This is a genomic window from Micromonospora sp. NPDC049175, assembly GCF_043197345.1.
Classification (GTDB): domain Bacteria; phylum Actinomycetota; class Actinomycetes; order Mycobacteriales; family Micromonosporaceae; genus Micromonospora.
Genome location: NZ_JBICSY010000002.1, coordinates 1,496,694 through 1,508,723, shown reverse-complemented (window position 1 = coordinate 1,508,723; position 12,030 = coordinate 1,496,694). Strand labels below are relative to the sequence as shown.

11 protein-coding genes are annotated in these 12,030 nt (G+C 72.3%); 4 read left to right on the top strand and 7 right to left on the bottom strand.

From position 1 onward, the window contains the following. Window positions 1-65: 65 nt before the first annotated feature. From ACGFH8_RS13925 to ACGFH8_RS13895, 7 genes are all read right to left on the bottom strand, one after another. The gene (locus ACGFH8_RS13925; protein WP_393366952.1) at window positions 66-809 is read right to left on the bottom strand and encodes an MBL fold metallo-hydrolase; all 744 of its coding nucleotides are present in this window, start codon (window positions 807-809) and stop codon (window positions 66-68) included. Window positions 810-1,032: 223 nt separating this feature from the next. Then, window positions 1,033-1,998 carry a pyridoxal-phosphate dependent enzyme gene (locus ACGFH8_RS13920; RefSeq protein WP_357255992.1) on the bottom strand — a complete coding sequence of 322 codons (966 nt, stop codon included), beginning with the start codon at window positions 1,996-1,998 and terminating at the stop codon, window positions 1,033-1,035. 11 nt (window positions 1,999-2,009) lie between these two features. After that, window positions 2,010-2,423 carry a MoaD/ThiS family protein gene (locus tag ACGFH8_RS13915; protein WP_393366950.1) on the bottom strand — a complete coding sequence of 138 codons (414 nt, stop codon included), beginning with the start codon at window positions 2,421-2,423 and terminating at the stop codon, window positions 2,010-2,012. Between the two features lie 66 nt (window positions 2,424-2,489). Next, window positions 2,490-2,978, bottom strand: coding sequence for a Mov34/MPN/PAD-1 family protein (locus tag ACGFH8_RS13910; protein WP_124820630.1), 489 nt, complete (start codon window positions 2,976-2,978; stop codon window positions 2,490-2,492). A gap of 52 nt (window positions 2,979-3,030) precedes the next feature. Continuing rightward, window positions 3,031-3,525 (bottom strand): DUF2017 domain-containing protein, encoded by a 495-nt coding sequence (locus ACGFH8_RS13905; RefSeq protein ID WP_393367110.1) that lies wholly within the window; start codon window positions 3,523-3,525, stop codon window positions 3,031-3,033. A gap of 2 nt (window positions 3,526-3,527) precedes the next feature. Then, the gene (gene clpS, locus ACGFH8_RS13900) at window positions 3,528-3,818 is read right to left on the bottom strand and encodes an ATP-dependent Clp protease adapter ClpS (RefSeq protein ID WP_393366948.1); all 291 of its coding nucleotides are present in this window, start codon (window positions 3,816-3,818) and stop codon (window positions 3,528-3,530) included. A gap of 148 nt (window positions 3,819-3,966) precedes the next feature. Next, window positions 3,967-5,523, bottom strand: coding sequence for a hypothetical protein (locus tag ACGFH8_RS13895; RefSeq protein ID WP_393366946.1), 1,557 nt, complete (start codon window positions 5,521-5,523; stop codon window positions 3,967-3,969). A gap of 197 nt (window positions 5,524-5,720) precedes the next feature. Here ACGFH8_RS13895 and ACGFH8_RS13890 point away from each other — a divergent pair, with 197 nt between their 5' ends. The 4 genes from ACGFH8_RS13890 to ACGFH8_RS13875 are packed head-to-tail and all read left to right on the top strand — an operon-like array spanning window position 5,721 to window position 11,627. Next, complete coding sequence (locus tag ACGFH8_RS13890; protein WP_393366944.1) at window positions 5,721-8,399, top strand: LuxR C-terminal-related transcriptional regulator; 2,679 nt, start codon at window positions 5,721-5,723, stop codon at window positions 8,397-8,399. 16 nt (window positions 8,400-8,415) lie between these two features. Continuing rightward, the gene (locus tag ACGFH8_RS13885; RefSeq protein ID WP_393366943.1) at window positions 8,416-9,702 is read left to right on the top strand and encodes a nicotinate phosphoribosyltransferase; all 1,287 of its coding nucleotides are present in this window, start codon (window positions 8,416-8,418) and stop codon (window positions 9,700-9,702) included. 49 nt (window positions 9,703-9,751) lie between these two features. Next, window positions 9,752-10,333 carry an isochorismatase family protein gene (locus ACGFH8_RS13880; RefSeq protein ID WP_393366941.1) on the top strand — a complete coding sequence of 194 codons (582 nt, stop codon included), beginning with the start codon at window positions 9,752-9,754 and terminating at the stop codon, window positions 10,331-10,333. 40 nt (window positions 10,334-10,373) lie between these two features. Continuing rightward, complete coding sequence (locus tag ACGFH8_RS13875; protein WP_393366940.1) at window positions 10,374-11,627, top strand: MFS transporter; 1,254 nt, start codon at window positions 10,374-10,376, stop codon at window positions 11,625-11,627. The last annotated feature ends 403 nt before the right edge of the window (window positions 11,628-12,030 follow it).

The window sequence follows — 12,030 nt, the reverse complement described above, 5'->3', positions numbered from 1 at the left end:
CTGATCCACCTCAGCCGGGGTGCCCCGACCGGTGCTCGCGTCGGCCCCGATCAGGACGTGGCAGGTCAGACGTCGTAACTCGCGCCGGGTCGCACCACGTCGATCGGCCCGGTGTACGCGGACGCGGCCGACTCCAGGGTGTGTGCCTCGCTCCCCCAGGCGGGCACCAGGTGGGTCAGCAGGAGCCGGCCCACCGCGGCCTTGGTCGCCGCCTCGCCGGCCTCCCGGCCGGTCAGGTGCAGATCCGGCGGGTTGTCCATGCCATCGAGGTAGCTGGCCTCGCAGAGGAAGACATCGACGTCCTGCGCCAGCCGCAGCAGCGACGCGCAGGGCGCGGTGTCCGACGAGTAGCACAGCGAGCGGCCGTCGTGCTCGAGCCGCACGCCGTACGTCTCGACCGGGTGGTTGACCCGGTCCACGGTGACGGCGAACGGGCCGATCGGAAAGGTGCCCGGCTGCAGGGCGTAGAACTGGTAGACGTCCTCCACCGAACCGTCGTCGCCGTAGGCGGCGCTGAGCCGGTCCGGTGCGCCGGCGGGCGCGTACACCGGCAGCGCCGGATAGGGGCCGTCCGGGGCGTACCGGCGCACGACCACGTACAGGACGGCGTCGAACATGTGGTCGCAGTGCAGGTGGGTCAGCAGGATCGCGTCCGGCGCGTGCAGACCCGCGTACCGCTGGAGGCTGGACAACGACCCGGAACCGAAGTCGACAAGGAGCCGGAAGCCGTCGGCTTCGACGAGATAGGCCGAGCAGGGCGACTCGGGGCCGGGAAAGCTACCGGCGCTACCAAGCACGGTCAGTCGCATCGAGTTGTCTCGCTGTCACTGTCAGTAGCATCCGTGCGGGCAATCGCCTCAGCCATGATCTCTACCGACGCGTACGTCACGCTGCGCAGCCTACGCTGGGGTACCCGAAGGCAAGAATCATCCGCCGGAAGTTGTCACGAACGTGACACCTGCTCACGGCGCGCCGGACGGCGTACGGGCCGCCGACACACGTCGACGGCCCGTACCGGGAAGACCAGTCCGGTCAGGCCCAGAGCTGCCCCTCCAGAGCGTCCTCGGCATCGGCGAGTGTGCCGCCGTACGCCCCGGTGGACAGGTATTTCCATCCACCGTCGCAGACCACGAAGGCCACGTCGGCACGCCGACCGTCGCGGACCGCCTCGTGCGCCACCGCGAGCGCGGCGTGCAGGATGGCGCCCGTGGAGAAGCCGGCGAAGATGCCCTCCACCTCCACGAGTTGGCGGGTACGCAGCACCGCGTCCCGGGTGCCGACCGAGAAGCGCCGGGAGAGCACCGAGGCGTCGTAGAGCTCCGGCACGTACCCCTCGTCGATGTTGCGCAGGCCGTAGACCAGCTCGCCGTAGCGCGGCTCGGCCGCCACGACCTGAATGCCGTCGACCTTCTCCCGCAGGTAACGCCCGGTGCCCATCAACGTGCCGGTGGTGCCGAGCCCGGCCACGAAGTGCGTGATGCTGGGCAGGTCGTGCAGCAGCTCCGGCCCGGTCGTCTCGTAGTGCGCCCGCGCGTTGGCCTCGTTGCCGTACTGGTAGAGCATCACCCAGTCCGGGTGCTCGGCGGCGATCAGCTTGGCGGTGGCGACCGCCTGGTTGGAACCACCCGCCGCCGGCGAGAAGATGATCTCGGCCCCGTACATCCGGAGCAACTGGACCCGCTCGGTGGAGACGTTCTCCGGCATCACGCAGACCAGCCGGTAGCCGCGCAACTTGGCCACCATCGCCAACGAGATGCCGGTGTTGCCACTCGTCGGTTCGAGGATCGTGTCACCCGGCCGGAGCCGGCCGGCCTCCTCCGCCGCCCGGACCATGAACAGCGCCGCGCGGTCCTTGATGCTGCCGGTCGGGTTCCGGTCCTCCAGCTTGGCCCAGAGCCGCACCGGTGGGGCCCCGTCAGACACCGTCGGGGAGAGCCGGGGCAGGCCGACAAGCGGCGTGCCCCCGCACGCGTCGAGCAGGCTGTCGTACCGCGCCATGGCGGCCGACCTCAGCCAGCCGCGACGGCGCCGCGGGCCACCGCCGCGGCGCTGTGCGAGCTGATCGCCGCCGCCGCGGCGCTGTGCGAGCTGATCGCCGCCGCCGCGGCGCTGTGCGAGCTGATCGCCGCCGCCGCGGCGAAGCCGAACGCGCCGCCGGCCACGGCGGGCAGGATGGTGACGCTGTCACCGTCGGAGAGCTTGGCGTCCAGGGCGCCGAGGAAACGGACGTCCTCGTCGTTGACGTAGACGTTGACGAAGCGGTGCAGCGTGCCCGCGTCGGTGATCAGCCGACCGCGCAGGCCGCCGTGCCGGGAATCCAGGTCGGTGAGCAGATCGGCGAGGGTGTCGCCGGCGCCGTCGACGACCTTGGCGCCGCCGGTGTAGCTGCGCAGGATGGTGGGGATGCGAACCTCAATGGCCATGATGGGGAACTCCTCGATCGGGTGTGCCTGCGGTGACGGGACAAGACGAGTGCGAACGCTGACGGATCAGCGACCGGAACACTCGTAGTCGACAGTCGCCGGGCTCTGCCCGAACATGTAGGACTGGACGGCATGCGGGTCGACCCCGGCCTCCACGACCCGGACCGGCTCCTCGGCGACCACGCCGTCGACGATCCGGAACGAGCGGATCTCCTCCGAGTCGGGTTCGCGGGTCGAGACGAGCAGGTAGTGCGCGCCCGGCTCACCGGCGAAGGAGACATCCGTCCGCGACGGGTACGCCTCGGTGGCGGTGTGCGAGTGGTAGATGACCACGGGCTCCTCGTCCCGGTCGTCCATCTCCCGCCACACGCGCAGATGCTCCATCGAGTCGAACTCGTAGAAGGTCATCGACCGGGCCGCGTTGTCCATCGGGATGTGCCGCGTCGGGGTGTCGCTGCCGACGGGACCGGCGACCACGCCGCACGCCTCGTCGGGGTGATCCCGGCGCGCGTGGGCGACGATCGCGTCGATGATCGACCGGTCGATGCTCAGCACGAGGACCAGCCTAACGCCTAACGCGCGTGGGCCGAAGTGGTGCCGGTCACGCCTAGTCGATCAAGGCGTTGAGCAGCGACTCCTGCAGATACCCGAGATACGCGTAGACCGAAAGCTGGAACACCCTGCTGGAACCCGCGTCCTCGGCGACCGCGTCGTCCAACTCCTCGCCCAGATCCGTGCCGTCCTTGATCTCCAGACGGACGCCCATCGCGAGCCGGGCGTCGTTCAACGCCCGCAGCCACGCCTCGGCCGCCTCGGCGTCGAGCCGCACCTCGCCACCGGCGTCGTCGGGCAGCGCGGCCAGGATCGCACCGGCCTGATCGATCTTGGCGGTCTTCAGATCGCCCTCGGTGTACCGGCGGAACTCGGCCGTCCCCGGCGCGTCCTGGGGGTAGACCGCCGGAAAGAGCCGACCCACGACCGGGTCGGTGTGGTCGAAACCGTCGGTGAGCAGGCCGACCACCTCGGAGGCAACCTTGCGCAGCACCCGCACCTCGTCGACCGCGAAGGTGGCGACGTAGCGGCCGGCCTGGCGACGGAACATGCTCACGACCGATCCACCGTCGCCCACAGCCCGTACGCGTGCAGCTGCGACGCGTCGTGCTCCATCCGCTCCCGGACACCCGTGGAGACCACGGCCCGGCCCTTGTGGTGCACATCCAACATCAGCTGCTCGGCCCTCTCCCGGCTGTAGCCGAAAAGCTTCTGGAAGACCCAGGTCACGTACGTCATCAGATTGACCGGGTCGTCCCACACGATCGTCACCCATTGCCGGTCAGGCGCCGGCACCTCGTCAGTGTCCGGCGTCTCGACCGGTGCAACCTGTGGAGCCGCCATGCCCCCCATCGTGCCACCGGTTTCCCGGAACCGAGGAACCGGAACGCCGGCCCGGCGCGGATCGCCCACCCGGGACGCCTCCGACCCGCCCCCGGCGCCGTCGGACCCGTGGCGCGGCGCGGACCCGGACCCGGGGGCGGGCACGCCTTCAGGCCAGCAGAATGCCGTGATCGACTGCATCGGAGAGCACCGCGCCCAGCGAGAGGCGGATCACCTCGAACCGTCGGGATATCTCCCGGGACAACCCCAGCTCGACCTCCCGCACCGCGCGCTGGGACCAGGCCCGCGCCGCGCTGTGGTCGTCGCTGCCGGGCGTACGCCACTGCTGCCAGCAGCCGCCGGAGAGCGCCACCGCGACCGGCGGAAGAACCTCGTCGCGAGTCGCCGCCGGATAGGTGGCGAGGGCGTCGATCGCCTCCGGGCCGGTCAACCCGGCCACTCCGGCCGTGCTGGTGATCAAGAGAACCTTGTCCAGCTCGTGGCCCGGCCGGTCATCGTCCAGGCCGTACCGCACGGCGGTGGCGATCCGCCGCCGCACTCCTTCGACCGGCGGCGCGCCGAGCACCCGGGTCGCGGCGTCGGTCACGATGCCGCGCACCGCCTGGTCGCACTGCGCGGTGGCCAACAGCGACAGCGCCGCCATCTCCCGATCCAGGAGGTCGGGTAGGCCCGCGCAGCCGACCCCGAACACGATCTCCTGGACCGCCCGCAGGTGGATGTTCGCCAGTTCCAGTGCGAGGTGCTGACGGATCCGTTGCGCACACGTCCGGGTCTGCCTGTCGAGCTGCTCCGACCAGCCACCCGGATCGGCGGCCACGGCCACCCGGTCGTGTTGCCCCGGCAGCACCGGCGACTCGACGCTGGACCGCCGCAACCCCTCCTCCGACGACCAACCCACCAACGCCCGCCGCAGGTCGGCGGCGGAGTCGGCGGAGTGGGCGTCGACCGGGAACCACCGCGCGTCGGCCAACGCCGGCACCGCGGCCAGCAGCGCCGCGCGGTGCGCCGCCACGGTCACCGCGGCCGCGTCCATCTCGGTCGCCCGACCTCCGACCGACGAGACGGACGCCCCCGCGTCCTCCGTCGTCGCCGCGCCGTCGGCCAGCGGTGCCCACCCGGCCGCGCCAGGGGTCACCGCGAAGACGACCTCCACCGGGGTCGGGGCGACCTCGGCGAGCAGGTTCAACTCGGCGGCCGTGAACGCCTGGTCGGCGGCGATCACGAAGAGCAGCGCGCCGGCCCGGCCCACCGCGTCGAGCAGCACCTGCCTGCCGGGCACGCCGAGCGTCGCGGTGTCCGGTACGTCGATGAGCGTGAAGTGCCGCAGCAGCGGCTCGGGCACGCTCAGCTCGACGCGCCGGGGTGGACGGGCCAACGCCGGGCCGGCGGCGTTCCGGTCGGCGCCGTACGAGTGGGGCTGGCGGTAGCCGGGCACGAACGCCGCCCGGGTGGGCACCGTGGCGTTGCGCACCAGCAACCAGCTGCCCGACGGCACGGTGAGCATGACCGGGTCGAGCCCGAGCAGCGTGGCGAGCACGGCGCGTCGTTCGGCGCCGGCCGGACCTACCGCGACCACGCCGAGTGGCTCCTCCGGGCCCGGGCCGGTCACGCCGAGCCGGGAGGGCAGCGGACCGCAGCTGGGCAGATCGGACGGGCCGACCACGTCATCCGAGGAGTCGACCGAGGGGAGAGGGCCCTGCTTCATCAGGTGGCCTCCCGTGGCAGGTGACCGGATGCCCGGTCAGGTGGGAAATCCGGTCGAAAAACCCGGATGCCGGAAGACTACGGGCGGGGCGGCAACCAGGTGGAACACCTCGGATACTCAGCGGTAATTGTGCGACTACTCAACTTCGTTGAGTGACGGTGCGGGCGCGGACGGATTCCGGTCGATATGCTGCGCGGATGAGTCGATGGAAGTTCGTCGGCCGGACCGATGAGCTCAACCGCCTGCTGGCGGCGGTGACCGGCGAGGCTGGTCGTGGGCTCTTCTTCAGCGGCAGCGCCGGGATCGGCAAGAGTCGACTGCTGCGCGAAGGCGTGAGCACGTTGCCCACCGAACGCTTCGCGATCTGGTCCATCGCGGCAAGCGCCACCACCGCGGCCCTGCCCTTCGGCGGGCTGGTCCAGGTCCTTCCCGCCGAGCAGCCCCAGGGCCTCTCCCCCGCCGGCATCCTGCGCTGGGCCCTCAACGTGCTGCAACAGCAGGCGGCGGGCCGACGGATCGTGCTCGCCATCGACGACGCCCATCTGCTCGACCCACCCTCGGCGGCACTCGTCCACCTGGTCGCCCGCGCGGAGAACGCCACTGTGGTCGGCACCCTGCGCGACGGCGAGCAGATCCCGCTGCCGATCCGCGCACTCTGGACCGACGACCTGGTCGAGCACGTCGAGCTGACCCCGATGCCGCACGCGGAGACCGCCGGCCTGCTGGCAGAGATCCTGGGCGGCCCGGTCGACGCCAACTCCGCCGACCGGCTGGGCCGACTGTCGGCCGGAAATCCGCTGCTGCTGCGGGAGTTGGTGCATGCCGCCAACGGCAGCTCGGAGCTGAAACGGACCTACGGGATCTGGAAGTGGACCGGGCGACTGGAGTTGGCGCCCAACCTGACCGACCTGATCGACACCCGGGTCGGCAAACTCACCGACGGCGTCCGCGCGGTCGTCGAGCTTGTCGCCTTCGGCGAACCACTCGGCCTGCACCTGCTCCGGCAGGCAGCCGACCAGGTGGACGTGGAGACCGCCGAGGAACGCGGGCTGATCAGCGTGGTCCAGAACGACCGTCGGACGAACGTCCGGCTGGCCCACCCGCTGTACGGCGAGGTGATGCGCCGTCGCTGCCCGGTCAGCCGCACCCGCCGACTTCAGGCGCACCTCGCCGAGCTTCTCGAACAGGTCGGCAAGCGCCGTCGCGACGACCTGCTGCGGGTCGCGGTGTGGCGCCTCGACTCGGGCACCGCACAGGATCCGGCCCTGCTCGTGGACGCGGCGGTCCAGGCGTTCACCCGCTACGACGTGCCGCTGGCGACGCGCCTGGCGCGGGCCGCTTTGCACGCCGGTGGGGGTTCCGACGCGGCGGAGCTGCTGGCCACCATTCTGATGTTCGCCGACCGGCCCGAGGAGGCCATCGACGTCCTCGACGCGGTGACGCCCGAGCCCGGCGACGAACGGCGATACTGCCGCTGGCTGACCGTCCGCGGGATGGTCAGTTACTGGGGGCTGAGCCAGCAGTCCACCGTGGAGGAGATCGCCGGCCGCGTCGAGCAGCTCAGCGACTCCGCGGACCGGTCCCGGGTGCACGCCTTCGAGGCGATCATGCGCCTGCACCGGATGGACACGACCACCGCCGTACGGCTCAGTCAACAGGTGCTGGACCGGCCGGCGGCCGGCGTCGCGGCCCGCGAGTTGGCCCGCTGCACCATCGCGTACGTCCAGGCCGCGCAGGGCCAACTGGCCCGCAGCGGTACGGCGATCGCCCAGGTGCACTCCGCCGTCGCCAACTGGCGCACCGACATGCCGTACCTGCAACTGGCCCTGGAGCTGGCCCGGGGCACCCGGCTCATGCTGACCGGGGACCTCGCCGGGATCGACGCGATAGTGGCCGACGAGTTCGCCGACCTCGCTGATGCCGGCGACTTCCGGCTCGGCACCGGCTACCTGGCCATCCTGCAGGCGTACGCGGCCCGGTTGCGCGGGCAGAGCGACGCCGCCACCCGCGCCTCGCTGGGCGCCTGCGCGGTGTTGGCCACCAGCCGGGTCTACGCCGGTCTGGCCCAGGCCGAGCGAGCCCAGTCGGCCGCGCTGCGCGGTGACGCCGCCCAGGCCGCCGCGGCGATGGCCGAAGCCGACCGCACCCACGCACCGGGCATGGCGGTGCTCTACCCGTGGTTGGAGCAGGCCCGGGGCGCCACGCTCGCCGCGTCGGGCGACCTGCCGGGTGCGGTCAAGCACCTCGCCGACCTGGTGGACCGGCTGCGTTCGGACGGCTTTGCCGGGCACGAGGTGCACGTCCTGCACGATCTCGTCCGGCTGGATCAGGCTGGCATGCCGGTCGGGCCCACCTGCTCCGACGGTGGTCGACGCACGGTGGCGCAGCGCCTGGCCGAGCTCTCCGAGCGGGTCGACGGGGTGCTCCCGCCGCTGCTGGCCCGGCACGCCCGTGCGGCGGTGACCGACTCCACCACGGATCTGCTCGCGGTCGCCGACGACTACGCTGCGCTGGAGTTGACCGTGTACGCCGCCGAGGCCACCTCCCAGGCGGTGCAGCGGTTGCGCCGGCAGCACTCGACGGCGACCAACGGCGCTCGGGAACGACTGGCCGGGCTGCTCGGGCGCTGTGACCTGATCCGGACGCCGGCGCTGCACGCGGGCGCGCCGGTGTTGACCGAGCGGGAGTGGCAGGTCGCCCGGCTCGCGGCGCACGGCGCGCCGAGCCGGGCCATCGCGGAACGGCTCTACCTCTCGGCGCGCACGGTCGAGAATCACCTTCAGCGGATCTACAGCAAGCTCGGCGTGACCGGACGGGCCGAGCTGTGGGCCGCGCTACGGGCGATCCCGGGCCACGACGACGGCGACACGGACTGAACCTTAGGCTGGGGCGGTGAGCATCAACCGCCCCGCGCTGCTGACCGACCACTACGAGCTGACAATGGTCAGCGCGGCACTGAAGGACGGCACCGCCGACCGCAGGTGTGTCTTCGAGGTGTTCAGCCGCCGGCTGCCGAGCGGCCGCCGCTATGGCGTCGTCGCCGGCACGGCCCGACTGATCGACCTGATCCGCGACTTCCGGTTCGACCCCACCGAGGTCGACTTCCTCCGGCGGACCGGCGTGGTCGACGACGCGGCCGCGGCCTGGCTCACCGACTACCGCTTCACCGGCGACATCGACGGGTACGCCGAGGGCGAGCTGTTCTTCCCCGGTTCACCGATCCTCACCGTCTCCGGCGGTTTCGCCGAGTGTGTGGTGCTGGAGACGGTGGCGCTCTCGGTGCTCAACCACGACTGCGCGGTGGCCGCGGCGGCGGCACGGATGGTCACGGCGGCGCGGGGTCGAGCGCTCATCGAGATGGGGTCGCGTCGAGCCCACGAGGAGGCGGCGGTGGCCGCGGCGCGGGCCGCGTACCTGGCCGGCTTCCGGTTCACGTCGAACCTCGCCGCCGGCGCGCGCTACGGCATCCCGACGGCGGGCACGGCCGCGCACGCCTTCACGCTGTTGCACGACGACGAGCGGGCGGCGTTCGCCTCGCAGGTCGCCACGCTGGGCAAGGACACGACGCTGCTCGTCGACACCTACGACATCAGCCAGGGCATCCGCAACGCGATCGCGGTGGCCGGTCCGGAACTGCGGGCGGTACGGATCGACTCGGGCGACCTGGCGGTGATCGCCCAGCAGTCCCGGGAGCTGCTCGACTCGTTGGGCGCCACCGAAACCAAGATCATCGTTTCCGGCGACCTGGACGAGTACTCGATCGCCGCGCTGGCCGCCGAACCGGTGGACATGTACGGCGCCGGCACGGCCGTGGTCACCGGCTCCGGTGCGCCGACCGCCGGGCTGGTCTACAAGCTGGTGGAGGTCGAGGGGCGGCCGGTGGTGAAGCGCTCCGAGCACAAGGCGACAATCGGCGGCCGGAAGGTCGCGGTCCGCCGGCACAAGCCGACCGGCACCGCCACCGAGGAGATCATCGTGCCGCAGGGCGTACCGGACCGGCAGCCCAACGACCGCATGCTCCAACACTCGTACGTGGTCGCCGGTGAGCCGGTGTGGCTGCCCACCCTCGACGAGTCGCGAGAGCACCTGCGCGAGTGCCTGATCTCCATCCCGTGGGAGGGGCTGAAGCTCTCGGCCGGCGACCCGGCGGTGCCCGTCTCCGTCGTACCCGCCGACTGAGTTCGTCGAGCACCGCCGCCGCAGACCGACCGTGAGGAGAGGGACTCGAATGGCCAACGCTCTGATCATCGTGGACGTGCAGAACGACTTCTGCGAGGGTGGCTCGCTGGCCGTCGAGGGCGGCGCGGGGGTGGCCGCCGGCATCTCCCGGCTGCTCGCCGCCGAGCCAGACCGCTGGTCGCACGTGGTCGCCACCAAGGACTACCACGTCGACCCGGGTGCGCACTTCGGCGATCCGCCGGATTTCGTGGAGTCCTGGCCGAGGCACTGCGTGGTCGGCACCAGCGGGTCGGAGTTCCACCCCGAGTTGGACACCGGCCGCGTCGAGGCGATCTTCCACAAGGGCGAGCACGCGGCGGCGTACTCCGGGTTCGAGGGGCACGCCGACGACGGCGAGTGCCTGGCCGACTGGCTGCGCCGGCACGACGTGGACCGGGTGGATGTGGTCGGCATCGCCACCGACCACTGCATCCGGGCTACCGCGCTGGACGCCGCCCGGGAGGGGTTCGCCACCACCGTCCTGCTCGAACTGACCGCCGCCGTCGCTCCGGCGACCACCGACGTGGCGCTGCGTGCCATGGACGGCGCCGGGGTGACCCTGCACGGGCAGCCTGTGATCAGGGCCGCATAAGACCGTAATTGGTTGGCCATCGGGACGCCGCCGGTCGAGGATGTCGCCGGAGGTACGGACCCACGTGAACATGAAGCCTTACCGGCAGGCGCTCGCTCTGCCCGGCCTGCGGTCGCTCCTGCTGGTCGCCGTCCTTGCCCGCATCCCGCTCACCGCGACCGGGGTGACGCTCACCTTCCACGTGGTGCTCGACCTCGATCGAGGCTACGGGGCCGCCGGCCTGGTGGGCGCGGCCGTGACCGTGGGAGCGGCTATCGGTGGGCCGCTACTGGGCCGACTGGTGGACCGGCGTGGCCTGCGCCCGGTCCTGGTGCTCACCGCCATCGCCGAGGCGATCTTCTGGTCCACCGCGCCCGGACTGCCGTACCCCCTGCTGCTGCCGGCCGCCTTCGTGGCCGGCTCCCTGGCCCTGCCCATCTTCTCCGTGGTCCGTCAGTCGATCGCGGCGCTGGCCCCGGAGGACCAACGTCGCCCCGCGTACGCGCTGGACTCGATGTCGGTGGAGCTGTCCTTCATGATCGGCCCGGCGTTGGCTGTGGCACTGGTCACCGCGATCTCCGCACAGACCACCATGTACCTGGTCGGCGGCGGCATCGTCGCCGCCGGGATCGCCCTGTGGCTGGTCAACCCACCGATCCGTGGCGCCGCCGAGGCCACCGGCCCGCAGCGCCGGACGCCTCGCCGGGAGTGGCTGACCCCTCGGCTGCTCGCCGTGCTGGCGCTCAGCGCCGCCGCGACCCTTGTGCTCGGCGGCACCGACGTGGCGGTGGTCGCCGTCCTACGGGCCAGCGGCGAGGTCGGCTGGACCGGCGCGGTGCTGGCCATCTGGGCGGTCGCCTCGCTGGTCGGCGGCTTCGCCTACGGGGCCGTCCACCGTTCGTTCTCGCCGCTGACCCTGACCGCCGCCCTCGCCCTGTGCACAATCCCGGTCGGGCTGGGCGGTGCGCACTGGTGGCTGCTGTGCCTGGCGCTGATCCCCGCCGGCGCGCTCTGCGCGCCGACGATCGCGGCCGGCTCGGACGCGGTCAGCCGCCTGGTTCCGGCCGAGGTACGCGGTGAGGCGATGGGCCTGCACGGTTCCGCCGTCACCGTCGGCATCGCGATCGGCGCGCCGCTCGCCGGTGCGGTCATCGACGCCAGCGCGCCACTCTGGGGCTTCGTGGTCACCGGCGCCCTCGGCGCACTTGTCACACTTGTCGTGCTCATGATCGAGCTGCGCGGTCGCCGCCACACCGACGACGCGGCCACCCCCGCGCAGCCGAACGAGGCCAGCCTCACCGCCGCCAGCCGCTGACGAACACCCCCCCTGCCGCCCCACCCACTCGCGGCAGGGGGCGCGCGGAGGCCGTGCCCGCGAGGTAGCAGGTCAACCTGACGCCGACGGCGAACAGGTCATGCTCCGGCCCCGTTCCACCCCCACCACGCCCCACCCCCGCCCCGCCCCGCGCCCCGGCCCGCGCCGCCCAACCCCAGCCCCAACCCCAACCCCAGCCCCAGCCCCAGCCCCGGCCCCGGCCCCGCGATCTTGCAGTTTCTGTCCCGGCGAAAGGTGCATACGCCGTGATTCGGCGACAGAAAGTGCAAGATCGCGGGGCCGGCGGGGCGGGGCGCGGGGCGGCGCGGGGCGGCGCGGGGCGGCGCGGGGCGGCGCGGGGCGGCGCGGGGCGGCGCGGGGCGGCGCGGGGCGGCGCGGGGCG